General features: G+C 71.0%; 14 protein-coding genes. 9 read left to right on the top strand and 5 right to left on the bottom strand.

Annotated elements, in window-relative coordinates:
* Positions 1-173 precede the first annotated feature (173 nt).
* Positions 174-716 carry a DoxX family protein gene (locus ACZ5WG_RS20445; protein ID WP_468724867.1) on the top strand — a complete coding sequence of 181 codons (543 nt, stop codon included), beginning with the start codon at positions 174-176 and terminating at the stop codon, positions 714-716.
* A 302-nt stretch (positions 717-1,018) separates the two neighbouring features.
* Complete coding sequence (locus tag ACZ5WG_RS20440) at positions 1,019-1,756, top strand: VOC family protein (protein WP_468724866.1); 738 nt, start codon at positions 1,019-1,021, stop codon at positions 1,754-1,756.
* A 746-nt stretch (positions 1,757-2,502) separates the two neighbouring features.
* Here the strand turns inward: ACZ5WG_RS20440 and ACZ5WG_RS20435 are convergent.
* The gene (locus tag ACZ5WG_RS20435) at positions 2,503-2,802 is read right to left on the bottom strand and encodes a YciI family protein (protein WP_468724865.1); all 300 of its coding nucleotides are present in this window, start codon (positions 2,800-2,802) and stop codon (positions 2,503-2,505) included.
* Between the two features lie 26 nt (positions 2,803-2,828).
* On the opposite strand from ACZ5WG_RS20435, the gene ACZ5WG_RS20430 reads away from it, so the two are divergent.
* Positions 2,829-3,506: an endonuclease V gene (locus tag ACZ5WG_RS20430; RefSeq protein WP_468724864.1), complete on the top strand. Its 678-nt coding sequence runs from the start codon at positions 2,829-2,831 to the stop codon at positions 3,504-3,506.
* 37 nt (positions 3,507-3,543) lie between these two features.
* On the opposite strand, the gene ACZ5WG_RS20425 is transcribed toward ACZ5WG_RS20430, so the two are convergent.
* Both ACZ5WG_RS20425 and ACZ5WG_RS20420 read right to left on the bottom strand, forming a co-directional pair.
* The gene (locus ACZ5WG_RS20425; protein WP_468724862.1) at positions 3,544-4,767 is read right to left on the bottom strand and encodes a saccharopine dehydrogenase family protein; all 1,224 of its coding nucleotides are present in this window, start codon (positions 4,765-4,767) and stop codon (positions 3,544-3,546) included.
* A gap of 132 nt (positions 4,768-4,899) precedes the next feature.
* The gene (locus ACZ5WG_RS20420; RefSeq protein ID WP_468724860.1) at positions 4,900-6,585 is read right to left on the bottom strand and encodes a PKD domain-containing protein; all 1,686 of its coding nucleotides are present in this window, start codon (positions 6,583-6,585) and stop codon (positions 4,900-4,902) included.
* Positions 6,586-6,957: 372 nt separating this feature from the next.
* Between ACZ5WG_RS20420 and ACZ5WG_RS20415 the strand changes: the two genes are divergently transcribed.
* The 6 genes from ACZ5WG_RS20415 to ACZ5WG_RS20390 all read left to right on the top strand — a co-directional run bounded on the left by ACZ5WG_RS20415 (position 6,958) and on the right by ACZ5WG_RS20390 (position 14,285).
* The gene (locus tag ACZ5WG_RS20415) at positions 6,958-7,374 is read left to right on the top strand and encodes an MmcQ/YjbR family DNA-binding protein (RefSeq protein ID WP_468724859.1); all 417 of its coding nucleotides are present in this window, start codon (positions 6,958-6,960) and stop codon (positions 7,372-7,374) included.
* A 102-nt stretch (positions 7,375-7,476) separates the two neighbouring features.
* Positions 7,477-8,619 (top strand): CaiB/BaiF CoA transferase family protein, encoded by a 1,143-nt coding sequence (locus ACZ5WG_RS20410; RefSeq protein ID WP_468724858.1) that lies wholly within the window; start codon positions 7,477-7,479, stop codon positions 8,617-8,619.
* Positions 8,619-9,644 carry an LLM class F420-dependent oxidoreductase gene (locus tag ACZ5WG_RS20405; protein WP_468724856.1) on the top strand — a complete coding sequence of 342 codons (1,026 nt, stop codon included), beginning with the start codon at positions 8,619-8,621 and terminating at the stop codon, positions 9,642-9,644. Before ACZ5WG_RS20410 ends, ACZ5WG_RS20405 begins: the two co-directional genes overlap by 1 nt.
* Positions 9,645-9,653: 9 nt before the next feature.
* Positions 9,654-10,796, top strand: coding sequence for an acyl-CoA dehydrogenase family protein (locus tag ACZ5WG_RS20400; protein WP_468724855.1), 1,143 nt, complete (start codon positions 9,654-9,656; stop codon positions 10,794-10,796).
* Between the two features lie 50 nt (positions 10,797-10,846).
* The gene (locus ACZ5WG_RS20395; RefSeq protein ID WP_468724854.1) at positions 10,847-12,061 is read left to right on the top strand and encodes an acetyl-CoA C-acetyltransferase; all 1,215 of its coding nucleotides are present in this window, start codon (positions 10,847-10,849) and stop codon (positions 12,059-12,061) included.
* A gap of 52 nt (positions 12,062-12,113) precedes the next feature.
* Positions 12,114-14,285, top strand: coding sequence for a 3-hydroxyacyl-CoA dehydrogenase NAD-binding domain-containing protein (locus ACZ5WG_RS20390; protein ID WP_468724853.1), 2,172 nt, complete (start codon positions 12,114-12,116; stop codon positions 14,283-14,285).
* A 57-nt stretch (positions 14,286-14,342) separates the two neighbouring features.
* On the opposite strand, the gene ACZ5WG_RS20385 is transcribed toward ACZ5WG_RS20390, so the two are convergent.
* Both ACZ5WG_RS20385 and ACZ5WG_RS20380 read right to left on the bottom strand, forming a co-directional pair.
* Positions 14,343-14,870 carry a nuclear transport factor 2 family protein gene (locus ACZ5WG_RS20385; RefSeq protein ID WP_468724852.1) on the bottom strand — a complete coding sequence of 176 codons (528 nt, stop codon included), beginning with the start codon at positions 14,868-14,870 and terminating at the stop codon, positions 14,343-14,345.
* 100 nt (positions 14,871-14,970) lie between these two features.
* Positions 14,971-15,714: a MerR family transcriptional regulator gene (locus ACZ5WG_RS20380; protein ID WP_468724850.1), complete on the bottom strand. Its 744-nt coding sequence runs from the start codon at positions 15,712-15,714 to the stop codon at positions 14,971-14,973.
* Positions 15,715-15,807: the final 93 nt, after the last annotated feature.

The raw sequence follows: 15,807 nt of genomic DNA, 5'->3' as shown, positions 1-15,807 counted from the left end.
CGCTTCGCCTGGCACAGCGTCCGACGACCGTCCGGGGCCGGGCACACATCACTGGCGCGGTTTGGTCTGCGCCGAACGGGTCGACGATGTGGTTGGACGACGTTGCGGCCTGGGCATTTCGGACGTCCGTCATATGGTGGCCGTCGTTCAGGGGGACGGAAGAACGGACGTTCATGGCGTACGAACTACGGGACCGCGCGATCTTTCGTGCCACCTCGACTCCTGACACGACCGCCACCCACGACACCGGCTTGCTTGTGCTTCGGCTCGTCGTCGGCCTCACCATGGCCGGCCACGGCACACAGAAGCTCTTCGGCTGGTTCAATGGCCCGGGCCTCACCGCGACCGGCAAGGGCTTCTCGATGAGTGGCTACCCCGCGGGGGATGCCATGGCCGTGATCGCCGGACTCTCCGAGACCCTGGGTGGCCTCGGTCTCGCGCTCGGCCTGCTCACTCCCCTCGCCGGTGCGGCCCTGACGGGTACCCTCATCAACATCCTCGCCATTCGCGGCTTGAGCACCTTCTTCGCCCCCAAGGGTGTGGAACTCGAGTCGGTGCTCTTCGCCGCGGTCGTCGCCCTCACCCTCACCGGGCCGGGCCGCTTCTCCGTCGACCACTTCCTCCCCGTCCTACGTGAGTCGCGGCCCCGGTACTCCGTCCTCGGGCTGCTCCTGGGAGCCGTGGTGGGATTCGTCGTCCTCCTCATCCGCGACTGACCCCCTTGGAACCTTCCACGTGGTTGGATCACTCCGGTTGAGCGTCGGCTCCGGTATCCAGGGCGGAAGCGGCATCCGCACCGGCTGGTGTTCCGGGGCGTCTGGCGGCGCTGCTTCAGGCCGTGCCGCCCGTGAGGGGCAAGCGCGGCCGGGACCGATACTCATCTCCGCCCGCCCATGGCCTGTGCGGCCCGAGTCCGCCGGTCAGGGGCGCGGGGCTTGAGCAGCATCCGATTGAGGGCAACCATGGTCAGTACCGGGGCGAGCACATGTCTGATCGTGGCAGTTTCTAGGATCTGCGCATGGCAACAAGACTTGTACAGATCAATATGAAGGCCCAAGACGACTCCGTGCTCGGCCGGTTCTGGGCGGAGGCACTCGGTTGGGGTGTCGACAGCGAGGGACCCGGTGTGACCAACCTCGAACCCGTGGGTTTCGCCTACCCCGACCCCGTGGCCGTCTGCATCGACATCATCGCCCGCCCGGAACCCAAAACGGTGAAGAACCGGGTGCACCTTGATCTGGCCACCACCTCGACCGCCCATCAGGCGGAGTTGGTCGCGCGCTTGAAGGATCTCGGCGCGACGCTCGCCGACGTGGGGCAGGGTGACGTCCCCTGGACGGTCATGGCCGACCCGGAAGGCAACGAGTTCTGCGTCCTGGAGCCCCGTCCGATCTACCAGAACACCGGGCCGATCGCCGCGGTGGTGGTCGACTGCACCGACCCACGAGGGATGGCCCGGTTCTGGGGCGAGGCGACAGACTGGACACTGCACGAGGTCACCGACGACCACGCGACCATGCGCTCCGCCAAAGGCGTCGGCCCCTACCTTGAGTTCCTCCGCACCCCCGACATCAAGAGCGTGTGGAACCGCGTCCACCTCGACGTCTGCCCCTACCCCGGTGACGACCTGGCCGCGGAGGCAGCCCGACTGCGCGCCCTGGGCGCCACCGACCCTGATTTCGACCAGTCCGCAATCTCCTGGACGGTTCTGGCCGACCCGGAAGGCAACGAGTTCTGCCTCCTGAGTCCTCGCTGACCTTGAGCATCGGCTCCGGCCGGTTCCGGGGCAGCGGCGAAGGCCGCCGGTGATCCAGCGCGCGTCATCGGACGCCAGGAAGGCCACGAGCGTGCCGTAGTCGTCGGCGGTGCCCGTACACCCCGGCGCCTACGGCGGCCTACCCATCCCGCAGTCGCCTCACCAGGGAACGGGCGGCCACCGCAGGCGGCTTATGAACGGCCCCAGACGGCCCTCGGACGCCGAGGTATGAAGAGCGCGTAGCGATCTGGTGCGCCTGCGGGCCTACCACTCACCGCAGCGTCATCTCATCGCTGTCTGGTGCAGGTTGACCCCGCCCTGACCCGGAAAGGGGTTTCATCTGGGCCCTTCAGGGAGTCGTCCCCTCCCCGCGCGCCCATCACCGGCCCGGCTCGGCGCTCCTGCTGGGCTGGGTGCGGATGGACAGGGCCTGCCGGTCAGGATCTCTGATGGGCCCTCATCGGAACATGAACCCCCTGGCCATCCTTCGGGGGCTTCCCGGCAGTCTGTTGTCTTTCCGGGGCGGGTCGGTCGGTCAAGGGTGGCCGGAGGCCATCGCGTAGCGACGCGACCGCAGGGAGCGCCCTTGAGGGACCGGCACGACACGGAAGGACAGTGGACTGACGGGACGCCCCCGGACACACACCCGACCCCGAGTACGCGGACCCCGACCAGGGCGTCCCGGCTGCCCCTCCCGACGCCGAGCCGACAGCCCCCGCCCCATGCCCCCCGACCAGCCGTCCCCCCTAAACCACCGGGTTCTCCCGCACCGCCGCCAAGTCCCCCGACGTCTTCGTCGCGATGAACTCCGTGATGCGGTACGTGCAGACGCCGGCCACCGTGAAGGGGTCCTCCGCCGCGATCTTTTCGATCTCCGCGCGGGAGACCCCGGCCGCCAGGATGATGCCGCCGTCGCGCGGGACCTTGCGGCCCGAGGCGAGGAAGACGCCCGATGCGTAGTAGCCGTCCAGCCAGGCGATGTGCGCGTCCATCTCCTCTTCGACGGCTTCGACGGGTGCGGTGTAGGCGAGCTCCATGACGAACATGATCGCCAGGCTACTCTCGCACCATCATGACGAGCGTAAAGACCCCCGCCGACGAGGCCGAGGCCCGGGCGATACAAGACGAACTCCGCCATCACGTCGTGCTCGACGAGACCGGCCCGCCGCCCGGACGAGGGCTCGTCGCAGGCGTGGACGTCGCCTACGACGACGAGCGCGACCTGGTCGCCGCCGCGGCCGTCGTCCTCGACGCCGCCACCCTCGAGGTCGTCGAGGAGGCGACCGCCGTCGGGCACGTCAGCTTCCCGTACGTGCCCGGGCTCCTCGCCTTCCGGGAGCTGCCCACCGTGCTGGCCGCGCTCGACTCGCTCACCGCCGCCCCCGACCTCGTCGTCTGCGACGGCTACGGGCTCGCCCACCCCCGCGGCTTCGGCCTCGCCTGCCACCTCGGGGTGGTCACGGGACTGCCGAGCATGGGCGTCGCGAAGAACCCGTTCACGTTCACCTACGAGGAGCCCCTCGCCCAGCGCGGCGACGCCGCCCCGCTGCTCGCGGCCGACGGCGCCGTCGTCGGGCGGGCGCTGCGTACGCAGGACCGGATCAAGCCGGTGTACGTCTCCGTCGGCCACCGGGTCTCGCTCGACAACGCCTGCGCCCACGCCCTCGCGCTGAGTCCCCGCTTCCGGATCCCGGAGACCACCCGGCACGCCGACTCCCTCTGCCGACGGGCCCTGCGCGAAGCCTCCTGACCACCGCCCCCCGGCTGACCACCGCCCCCCGGCCGGTTCAGCGGACCGCGGCCACCCGGAAGCGGATGCCGGCCTTCTGGAGCCGGTCCAGCAGGGCGTCGCCCATCGCCACCGCCGTGGTGAGCTGGCCGGCCCGCTCCGGCAGGGCGTCGTGCGCGAGGCACAGCGCCGACTCGGCCAGCATCTTGGCGGTCTCGCCGTAGCCCGGGTCGCCGCCCGAGACCTCGGTGAACACGCGGCGGCCGCCGCCCTCGCCCACGAAGCGGACCGTGAACCAGCTGCGCGCCCGGCGCTCCGCGTCCGGGCCGCGGCCCGGCTCCCAGCGGCCCATCAGCCACCGCCGCGCCGCCGGGAGCTGCGCCAGGGCCGCCGTCGCGCCGATCGCCGCCGTACCACCCACGGCGACCGGGAGGTGCTTCACCGAGGCGTACTGCCGGTAGCGGAAGTCCGGCCCGTACCGCTCCAGCGCGGCCGCCGAGCGGGTCACGATCCGGGGGTCCAGGGTCGGCAGCGGCAGCGCCCACGCCCCGGTCTCCCGGCTGAACCGCGGCGCGCCCAGGGGCCCCCGTACCCGCCGTTCCAGCAGCCGGGGCTCGTGCAGCCGGCGCTCGTGCGCCGCGGCCAGGGCCTGCGGCCCGCGGCCCATGATGGTGAGGACGGAGGCCAGGGTCCCGCCGGAGAAGACCGCGTTGGACCGCATGAACCCGTCCACCCGCAGCGGCACGCCCTCCGGCAGCTGTCCCACCGTGAAGTACGCGCCGAGGTCGGCCGGGATCGAGTCGAAGCCGCAGGCGTGCACCAGCCGTGCGCCCGTCTCCCGGGCCCGGGCGTCGTGCTCGACGTACGTCCGGTCCACGAACTCCGGCTCGCCGGTGAGGTCCACGTAGTCCGTGCCCGCCGCGGCGCAGGCGGCGACCAGCTCCGCCCCGTACAGGATGTACGGTCCGACGGTCGTGGCCAGGACCCGCGTGGAGGCGGCCAGTTCCCGTACGGCCCGTGCGTCCCCGGCGTCCGCACGGAGCAGCGGCAGCGACGCGCAGCCGGGGTCGAGCTCGGCCAGCCGCTCGCGCAGCCGCTCCAGTTTGCCGAGGTCGCGGCCGGCGAGGGCCCACCGGCAGCCGGCGGGGGCGTGCGCGGCGAGGTACTCGGCGGTCAGGGCCCCGACGAACCCGGTCGCCCCGAACAGCACCACGTCATAGGCGCGGTCCCGGTCCCGTCCACGCCCCGCAGCCTCGTCGGTCTGGCGAACCTCTTCGTTCATCACGGTTCCTCCCCGCTCCCCGTTCCTGTCGGTGGCTGAGGCTAGCGCGCGGTCACGGTACGGAGAACAGCGCCCCGGGGGCGGCCTGGACGGCCGTTCCCGGGGCGCTGCGTCCTGCGCACGACCGGTGGGTCAGTTGTCCTGGTACATGCCGAAGACGTCGACGATGAGGTCAGCGTCGCCGTCGCTCTGGTTCCAGAAGTCGATGATGCCGGTGCCGCCGGTGCTCGCCTGGACCAGGTTCGGGACGGTCTTGCCGGTCGTCCAGTTCAGGGTGGAGGAGGTGGGCGGCGTCGGCTGGCTCGCCGTGTCGTTGTCGTACTCGTCCAGCGTGTTCGGGTCCGGGGCCACCGCGAGGAAGCCGCTGTCCTTGGTGTTGGTCACCGTGGCGTTCAGCACGAAGCCCGTGATGCCGGAGCCGGGCCCGCCCATCGGTGCGTAGACGTAGTCGCGGCCGCCGAGCGGCCCGTAGACCGGGCTCTGGGGGTCGCGGGTGTCGAGCATCCGCTCCGGGGTGAAGGGCAGGTAGGAGCTCTTGCTCTGCGGGCTGTAGTAGCCGACGACGTCGACGATGACGTCGGCCGGGTTCCAGCCGCCGTTGCGGATGCTGATCTTGCCGTCGGGGCCGACGGGGACGATCACCGAGTTGGCGATGGTCTGACCGGTCGTGAAGTTCACGTTGGACGCGGTCGGGGCCTGCTGGCCGCTCGGGTAGACGGTCAGGTGGCCGTCGCTGCGCGGATTGGTGACGGTCACGTTGAGCGCCACGGCGGTGACGCCGGAGGCCGGCACCTTGCCCAGGCCGCTGATCTGGGTGCTGAAGGACCCGTACCCGGCGAGCTGGCCCTTGGCGGTGCCCGTGCCGCTGCGGGTGTCGACGAACCGCTGGGGCGCCAGCGGGGTGTAGCCGCTGGAGGCCGTCTGCGTGAAGTAGCCGGTGACGTCGGCGATGAGGTCGACCGACTCCCAGCCGCCGTTGTACAGGTTGACGTAGCCGTTCGGGCCGACCGGCACGATGACCAGGTTCGGGACCGTCTGGCCGGGGACGAAGTTGACGTTGGACGTGGTCGGCTTGTCGTCGCCGTCGGCGAAGGCGGTGACGTGGCCGCCGCTGGTGGTGCCGGTGACGGTGACGTTGAGGACCACCGCGGTCACGCCGGCGGGGATGCCGCCGTTCCCGCCGATCTTCAGGTGCGCCGAGGTGTACGCGGCGACCTTGCTCTTCGGGGCGCCGGTGCCGTTGCGGGTGTCCAGCAGACGGGTCGGGCCGTACGGGGTGTAGTCCGAGCCCGCGGTCGTGAACGCCACCTCGTTGGTGACCGTGGTGTTGGCCGCCTTGTCGGTCACGGTGACCTTGACGGTGTAGGTGCCGAGCTCCGCGTAGGTGTGCTCGGAGGACACCATCTGGGTGCCGGATGCCGAGGCGGCGGTCGTGGCCCCGTCGCCCCAGGCGATGCTGATGTCGAGCGGGGTGGCCGAGCTGGTGACGGAGCTGTCCAGCGCGATCGTGTGTGCGCTGATGGCGAACGCGTCCAGGCCGACCGCGAGGGTGGGGTTGGCGGCGCCTGCGGCTTCCGCCATGGGAGCGGCCGCGAGCTGGTTCTTGGCGGCCGGTGCGGTCGCCGCGGTCTGCCGGGTCGAGTGGTCGGCCGGGCTGTGGAACTTGGGGCCGTCCTTCACGCCGGCCTGGGTCAGGTCGGGCGTGGTGACGCCACGAGCACCGCTGGTGGCCGGGTCGGCCGCGTGGGCCATGCCCGGTATGAGAGAAATGCCGGCCGCGAAGACGGCGGCGGATGCTGCGAGTCGGCGGTAGGACACCGAGCCCCCTATGTTTCCGTGAGCCCTTGGCCAGGGCTGAAAGCTCGCTCAGATTACATAGCTCCTGAGCTTCCGGTTAAGGTCCCCCTCCCTGACTTCGCCCGCGTGCCGGGAGCGCCCCGAAAGCGGCCTGGAAACCACCTTCAGTCTGCTGTGATCAGCGGTTTCGCCTTCTCGTATCAGTTATCCGGGTTGGCCCCGAAAAGCTCGAAGGCGAGGTCGATGTCGCCATCGATCTGATTCCGGTAGTCGATGGCGCCGGGGTGAAAGGCCGTGGCGGCCCGATTGCCCGGACAGTGCCGGGGGGCGGCGCTAGCGTGAGGGGCGACTGTCCGTGCGAGCAGGTGTGACCTGTGCTGGGTGGAGGCGTCCATGAAGGCTGCGGTGCGCAAGTGGGAGGCGGTGCGGGAGTTTGCGCGCGGGCTGCCGGAAGCCGTGGAGGAGTTTCCGTGGGGTCCGGAGGACTGCGTCGTGAAGGTCAACAAGAAGATCTTCGTCTTCCTGGGCAACGCCGACGGCCCGCAGCCGCCCGGGCTCTCCGTGAAGCTCAAGGACGAGGCGCTGCACGGCCACGCCATGACCGCGCCCGGGGCGGAGCCGACCGGGTACGGGCTGGGGAAGGCCGGCTGGGTCTCCCTGCCGCTGGGGGAGAAGGGGGCGCCGTCCCTCGAGGTGCTGTGCGAATGGGTGGAGGAGAGCTACCGGACGGTCGCCCTCAAGCGGCACCTGAAGGAGCTCGACGCGCGGCTCGAAGGGCGGCTCGACGCGCGAAACGAGTCAACCGGCTAAGCGCTTGCTCTTGTGCTGAGTGGAACGCGTTCCTAGCATCGCTGGTGTTACATCAGTTGTGTCACACGTGGCGGCAGTGGTGCCAGGGATGCTGGGGGCTCGATGGCAGTGACAGGGAACGTGCCCGGCAACGGCCCGCTCGCGGGCGTGCGCGTCGTCGAACTGGCGGGCATCGGCCCGGGCCCGTTCGCCGCCATGCTCCTCGCCGATCTCGGTGCGGACGTCGTACGGGTGGACCGTCCCGGTGGTGGCGGGCTCGCGGTCGATCCCGCGTACGACATCACCAACCGCGGCAAGCGGTCCGTCCTGGTCGACCTGAAGTCCGCCGGGGGCCCCGCCCGCGTGCTGGACCTGGTCGAGCGGGCCGACGTGCTCATCGAGGGCTTCCGCCCCGGGGTCGCCGAGCGGCTCGGCGTCGGCCCGGCCGACTGCCACGCCCGCAATCCGGGTCTCGTCTACGGCCGGATGACCGGCTGGGGCCAGGGTGGCCCGCTCGCGCACACCGCCGGGCACGACATCGCGTACATCGCCGTCACCGGCGCCCTCGGCATGATCGGGAATCCGGGTGAGCCGCCGGCCGTCCCCGCCAACCTCGTCGGGGACTACGCGGGCGGCTCGCTCTACCTGGTCATCGGGATCCTCGCCGCGCTCCGGTACGCCCGCACCCCGGGCGGCACCGGCCAGGTCGTGGACGCGGCCATCGTCGACGGCACCGCCCACCTCACCGCGATGATCCACGGGATGATGGCGGCCGGCGGCTGGCAGGACCGGCGCGGGGCCAACCTCCTCGACGGCGGCTGCCCCTTCTACGGCACCTACGAGACCTCCGACGGCCGGTACATGGCGGTCGGCGCGCTGGAGCAGCAGTTCTACGACACCTTCGTGCAACTGCTCGGCATCGAGGAGGGGGCCCCGGCCCGCAAGGACACGGCCCGCTGGGGCGAGCTCCGCGAGACCGTCGCCGCCCGCTTCAAGTCCCGTACGCGGGACGAGTGGACGGCCGTTTTCGAGGGCTCCGACGCCTGCGTCGCGCCCGTGCTGTCGCTGCGCGAGGCGCCGCACCACCCGCACCTCGCCGCCCGGGGAACCTTCACCGAGTACGCCGGGATCGTCCAGCCCGCCCCCGCCCCGCGCTTCTCCGCGACCCCGACCCGCGTCACCTCCGAACCCGCACAGCCGGGCGTGGACACCGAGTCCGTGGCCGCCGACTGGGACGTACCGGCCCTGCTCCCGAAAGAGGACTGATGGAACTCTCCATGATGCTCGACTACTCCGGGGACCCGCGCCGGGCCGCCGACGAGGCGGCGGCGCTGGAGGCGGCCGGGCTCGACGCCGTGTGGGTCGCCGAGGCCTGGGGCTTCGACTCCCCGACGATCATGGGGTATCTGGCGGCCCGCACCGAGCGGATGAAGATCGGCTCGGCCATCCTCAACGTCTACTCCCGCACCCCCGCCCTCGTCGCCCAGACGGCGGCCGGGCTCGACGCCATGTCGGGCGGCCGGGCGCTGCTGGGCCTCGGCGCCTCCGGACCGCAGGTCGTCGAGGGCTGGCACGGCAAGCCGTACGACAAGCCGCTCGGCCGGACCCGCGAGACCGTCGAGCTGTGCCGCCGGATCTGGCGCCGCGAGACGATCGACCACCACGGCATCACCGACATGCCGCTGCCCCCCGAGAAGGGCGGCCGGCACGGCAAGCCGCTGAAGATCCTCACCCGGCCGGTCCGCGAGGCGATCCCGGTGTACATCGCCTCGCTCGGTCCCGCGAACGTACGGATGACCGCCGAGATCGCCGACGGCTGGCTGCCCACCCTCTTCATCCCGGAGAAGGCCCATGCGGTGTGGGGGAGCGCCCTCGCCGAGGGCGCGGCCCTGCGCGCCCCGGAGCTCGGCCCGCTGCAGACCGTGGCGGGCGGGCTGCTCGCGATCGGCGAGGACGCGGCCGCCGTACGGGACCTGGCGCGCCCGCAGATCGCGCTGTACGTCGGCGGGATGGGGGCGGTCGGCAAGAACTTCTACAACGACCTCGCCGTCGCGTACGGCTACGCGGAGGAGGCCCGCAAGATCCAGGAGCTCTACCTCTCCGGCCGCAAGCGCGATGCGGCGGCCGCCGTACCGGACGAGTTCTGCGAGCTCATGACGTTGTGCGGGCCGCCGGGTTACGTGCGCGAGCGGGTCGAGGCCTTTCGGGAGGCGGGCGTCACCATGCTCAACGTCACACCCGTCGGTGCCGAGCCGGCCCGGCTGATCGAAACCGTCAAGAGCTGGCTCTAGGAGGCCCCGATGCAACGCCGCATCTTCGACGCCGACCACGAGGCGTTCCGCGAAACGGTCCGCACCTTCCTCGCCAAGGAGGTGCTGCCGCACTACGAGCAGTGGGAGAAGGACGGCATCGTCAGCCGCGAGGCCTGGCGGGCCGCAGGCCGGCAGGGCCTGCTGGGCCTGGCCGTCCCGGAGGAGTACGGGGGCGGCGGGAACACCGACTTCCGCTACGCGGCCGTGATCGCCGAGGAGTTCACCCGGGCCGGGGCGGCGGGGCTCGCGATCGGCCTGCACAACGACATCATCGGCCCGTACCTGACCTCGCTCGCCACGGAGGAGCAGAAGCGGCGCTGGCTGCCCGGCTTCTGCTCCGGCGAGACGATCACGGCGATCGCGATGACCGAGCCGGGCGCGGGCTCCGACCTCCAGGGGATCCGCACCAGCGCCGAGGACCGGGGCGACCACTGGGTGCTCAACGGCTCCAAGACCTTCATCTCCAACGGCATCCTGGCCGACCTGGTGGTCGTGGTCGCCAGGACCACCCCGGAGGGCGGGGCCCACGGCCTGTCGCTGCTGGTGGTCGAGCGCGGCACGGAGGGCTTCGAGCGCGGCCGCAACCTCGACAAGATCGGCCAGAAGGCGCAGGACACCGCCGAGCTCTTCTTCCACGACGTACGCGTCCCCAAGGAGAACCTGCTCGGCGAGCTGAACGGCGCGTTCGTCCACCTGATGACCAACCTCGCGCAGGAGCGGATGGGCATCGCGATGGCCGGCATCGCCGCCGCCGAACACCTGCTGGAGATCACCACCGCCTACGTGAAGGAGCGCGAGGCCTTCGGGCGGCCGCTCTCCAAGCTCCAGCACATCCGCTTCGAGATAGCGGAGATGGCCACCGAGTGCGCCGTCACCCGCACCTTCCTGGACCGCTGCATCGTCGACCACTCCAACGGCGAGCTGGATCACGTCCACGCCTCGATGGCCAAGTGGTGGGCGACCGAGCTCCAGAAGCGGGTCGCGGACCGCTGCCTGCAACTGCACGGCGGATACGGCTACATGAGCGAATACCGGGTCGCACGGGCCTTCACCGACGGCCGCATCCAGACCATCTACGGCGGCACGACCGAGATCATGAAAGAGATCATCGGCCGCTCGTTGCTCGGCTGACCTCCCCCATCGATGACCTCCCCCTTGGAAACCTCCGAAAGGCTTGACCAGTGAGCACCGAAGCTTACGTATACGACGCGATCCGCACCCCGCGCGGCCGCGGCAAGGCCAACGGCGCCCTGCACGGCACCAAGCCGATCGACCTGGTCGTCGGCCTCATCCACGCCCTGCGCGAGCGCAACCCCGGCCTGGACCCGGCCACCATCGACGACATCGTCCTCGGCGTCGTCGGCCCGGTCGGCGACCAGGGCTCCGACATCGCCCGGATCGCGGCCATCGCCGCGGGACTCCCGGACACGGTGGCCGGCGTACAGGAGAACCGCTTCTGCGCCTCCGGCCTGGAGGCCGTCAACATGGCCGCCGCCAAGGTCCGCTCCGGCTGGGAGGACCTGGTCCTCGCGGGCGGCGTGGAGTCCATGTCCCGCGTGCCGATGGCCTCCGACGGCGGTGCCTGGTTCAACGACCCGATGACCAACTGGGACACCGGCTTCGTCCCCCAGGGCATCGGCGCCGACCTGATCGCCACCATCGAGGGATTCTCCCGGCGCGACGTGGACGAGTACGCCGCCCTCTCCCAGGAGCGCGCGGCCACCGCCATCAAGGAGGGCCGCTTCGCGAAGTCCGTCGTCCCGGTGACCGACCGCAACGGCCTGGTCGTCCTGGACCACGAGGAGTTCGTCCGCCCGGGCACCACGGCCGACACCCTGGCCAAGCTCAAGCCGTCCTTCGCGGACATCGGCGACCTCGGCGGCTTCGACGCCGTGGCCCTGCAGAAGTACCACTGGGTCGAGAAGATCGACCACGTCCACCACGCGGGCAACTCCTCGGGCATCGTCGACGGCGCCTCGCTCGTCGCCATCGGCACCCGCGAGGCGGGTGAGCGCAACGGTCTGGCGCCCCGCGCCCGGATCGTCTCGGCCGCCGTCTCCGGCTCCGAGCCCACCATCATGCTCACCGGCCCCGCCCCGGCCACCCGCAAGGCCCTCGCCAAGGCCGGCCTGACCATCGACGACATCGACCTGATCGAGATGAACGAGGCCTTCGCCGGCGTCGTGCTCCGTTTCGTCAAGGACATGGGCGTCTCCCTCGACAAGGTCAACGTCAACGGCGGCGCCATCGCGCTCGGCCACCCGCTCGGCGCCACCGGCGCGATGCTGCTCGGCACCGTCATCGACGAACTGGAGCGCCAGGACAAGCGCTACGGGCTCGTCACCCTCTGCGTCGGCGGCGGCATGGGCGTCGCGACCGTCGTCGAACGCCTCTGAACCGCGTCCTGTATCCCCCAGACCTCCTCTCTGACACGGAAGTAGCGAGAAAATGAGCGAGTCCACCACGATCCGCTGGGAACAGGACGAGACCGGCGTCGTCACCCTGACCCTCGACGACCCGAACCAGTCCGCCAACACGATGAACCAGGCCTTCAAGGACTCCATCGCGGCGATCGCCGACCGCGCCGAGGCCGAGAAGGACTCCATCCGCGGCATCATCTACACCTCCGCGAAGAAGACCTTCTTCGCGGGCGGCGACCTCAAGGACATGATCGGGCTGCGCCCCGAGCACGCGCAGCTCGCCTTCGACACCGGCACCGCGATCAAGAGCTCGCTGCGCCGCATCGAGACCCTCGGCAAGCCCGTCGTCGCCGCGATCAACGGCGCGGCCCTCGGCGGCGGTTACGAGATCTGCCTGGCCTCCCACCACCGCGTCGCCCTCGACGCCCCCGGCTCCAAGATCGGCCTGCCCGAGGTCACCCTCGGCCTGCTCCCGGCCGGCGGCGGTGTCACCCGCACCGTGCGCCTGATGGGCATCGCCGACGCGCTGCTCAAGGTCCTGCTCCAGGGGACCCAGTACAACCCGCAGCGCGCCCTGGACAACGGTCTCGTCCACGAACTGGCCGCCACCCCCGAGGAGATGCTGGCCAAGGCCCGCGCCTTCATCGACGCCAACCCCGAGTCGAAGCAGCCGTGGGACGTGCCCGGCTACAAGATCCCGGGCGGTACGCCGTCCAACCCGCGCTTCGCCGCCAACCTCCCGGCGTTCCCCGCGAACCTGAAGAAGCAGCTGAACGGGGCCCCGTACCCGGCCCCGCGCAACATCCTGGCCTGCGCCGTCGAGGGCGCGCAGGTGGACTTCGAGACCGCGCTGACCATCGAGGCCCGCTACTTCACCGAGCTGGTCACCGGACAGACCGCCAAGAACATGATCCAGGCGTTCTTCTTCGACCTCCAGGCCGTCAACGCCGGCCGCAGCCGCCCGCAGGGCATCGCGCCCCGCAAGGTCACCAAGGTCGCCGTCCTCGGTGCCGGCATGATGGGCGCGGGCATCGCGTACTCCTGTGCCCGCGCGGGCATCGAGGTGGTGCTGAAGGACGTCACCCCCGAGGCGGCCGCGAAGGGCAAGGCGTACTCCGAGAAGCTGCTCGACAAGGCGCTCTCCCGGGGCCGTACGACCGAGGCCCAGCGCGCCGAACTGCTCGCCCGGATCACCCCGACCGCCGAGGCCGCCGACCTGGCCGGCTGCGACGCCGTCATCGAGGCCGTCTTCGAGGACACTTCCCTCAAGCACAAGGTGTTCCAGGAGATCCAGGACGTCATCGAGCCCGACGCGCTGCTCTGCTCCAACACCTCCACGCTGCCCATCACGGGACTCGCGGAAGGGGTTTCGCGGCCGGAGGACTTCATCGGACTGCACTTCTTCTCGCCCGTCGACAAGATGCCGCTGGTGGAGATCATCAAGGGCGAGCGCACCGGCGACGAGGCCATCGCCCGCGCGTTCGACCTCGTACGGCAGATCAACAAGACCCCGATCGTGGTCAACGACTCGCGCGGCTTCTTCACCTCGCGCGTCATCGGCCAGTTCATCAACGAGGGCGTGGCGATGGTCGGGGAGGGCGTCGAACCCGCCTCCATCGAGCAGGCCGCGGCCCAGGCCGGCTACCCGGCCAAGGTGCTCTCCCTGATGGACGAGCTGACCCTGACCCTGCCGCGCAAGATCCGCAACGAGACCCGCAAGGCCTTCGAGGCCGAGGGCCGCACCTGGACCGCGCACCCCGCGGACACGGTCATCGACCGGATGGTCGACGAGTTCGGCCGCCCCGGCCGCAGTGGCGGGGCCGGCTTCTACGCGTACGACGAGGCGGGCAAGCGCGCCGGCATCTGGCCGGGGCTGCGCGAGCACTTCGCCAAGCCCGACGCGGACATCCCCTTCGAGGACATGAAGGAGCGGATGCTCTTCTCCGAGGCCCTGGACACCGTCCGCTGCCTCGACGAGGGCGTGCTCACCTCGATCGCCGACGCCAACATCGGTTCCATCATGGGGATCGGCTTCCCGGCCTGGACCGGCGGCGTGATCCAGTACATCAACGGCTACGAGGGCGGCCTGCCGGGCTTCGTCGCCCGCTCCCGCGAGCTGGCCGACCAGTACGGCGAGCGCTTCACCCCGCCGGCCTCCCTGGTCGAGAAGGCCGAGCGCGGCGAGACGTACGCCGACTGAGTCCGACCGCCCCGGGCCCGCCCACGAGCGGGCCCGGGGCGTGTGCTCCGGCTGCCGTCAGGCGGCGGGCGGGGTCCAGTCGGCGGGCAGGCCGGACTGGCGGAGGACGGCGGCCAGGCTGTAGTGGTCCCGGTCGGAGGCGATCCGGCAGTGGTTCTCGTCGAGGTCGAGCAGGGTGGTCATCGGCACGGCGAACGGCTTGGGTGCGCCCTTGAGCCGGCCGGAGTAGACGGCCCGGACGGTGATGCGGTCGCCGTCGCGGTGGGTGGCGCGGATCGTGACGTGGACGTTGTCGATGAGGCTGTCGGCGCGGGCCTTCCACCCTGCGATCTCCGTTCGGCCACGGAAGGTGACGGCCACGGCTTCATCGGTGTACGTGCCGTCGGAGGTGAACAGGGCGCCGAGCGCCTGGGGTTCGGTGCCGTTCCAGGCACGGGCCCAGGCGGTGACGATCCCCGGCGCGCGCCGGTCGCCGTCCTGTGCGGCGTGGGCGGCGGGGGCGGTGGCGCAGAGGGCTGCGGCGGCGGTCAGTACCGTCATGGCGCGGAGCGCGCGGGACGTCGTGGTCGTACGTGCAGGATTCATGGCACACAGACTCGCGTCGGGCGGTGTCCACTTTCCAGGCCCTGCAGGGTCGGTGACCGTCCAACACTGCCCGCTCCTGTCCACCGCTCCGAGGTACGGATCAGTCGGTCCTCCCCGCCTCCGGTTCCGAGACGAACGCCGCCCGCAGTTCCTCCCTCAGCGAGCGCTGGAACGCGGTCACCAGGGCCTGCACCACCATCGGCTGCATGTGCGCCGACAGGGCCTTCATCGACTCCACCCGCTCCGGATCGCTCTCGCCCTCCGTGAACGGCCCCCACACCTCGTCCCGGAACAGCGCGGTCAGCTGGTGCGCCGCCGTCCGCGCGTGCTCCAGCAGCACCTTGCGCGCCACCAGGATCGTCTCGTGCGCGATCGGCACGTCGAGCAGCGCGACCCCCAGCCGCAGCAGCCCCACGTCCACCCGGAAGCCCTCCGGGGCCGGTGCCAGCACGTTCATCGCCGTCAGCCGCCGGATGTCCGTGTCCGTCAGGGTGCGCCCGGCCCGCTTCTCCAGCTCCTCCCGCGAGGACTCCAGCGCCGAGTCCGGGGCCCAGGCGGCCACCAGCGCCCGGTGGATCGCCAGGTCGTGCGGGCTCAGGTCGTCCGGCAGCGCGTCCAGGTACCGCCCGATGGCCGACAGGGTCATGCCCTGGTGCTGCAACTCCTCGATCAGGGCCAGCCGCGAGAGGTGCTCCGGGCCGTAGTGCCCCACCCGACGGGGGCCGATCACGGGAGGGGGCAAAAGCCCGCGCGTGCTGTAGAACCGTACGGTGCGGACGGTCACACCCGCCCGGGCGGCCAGCTCGTCGACGGTGAGCGTGGGTTCGGGTGCCCGGGTGGTCATGGTCTCCGCCTCGCTCTCTGTTCCGCGCGTGCCCGTTCGTAAGTACAGCTCAACAGTATTGCTGTCGCACCAACGATGTGAAACGGCCAGGAG

It is taken from the genome of Streptomyces sp. NPDC032745 (assembly GCF_055579465.1).
This window is presented reverse-complemented; position numbering and strand designations above follow the sequence as displayed.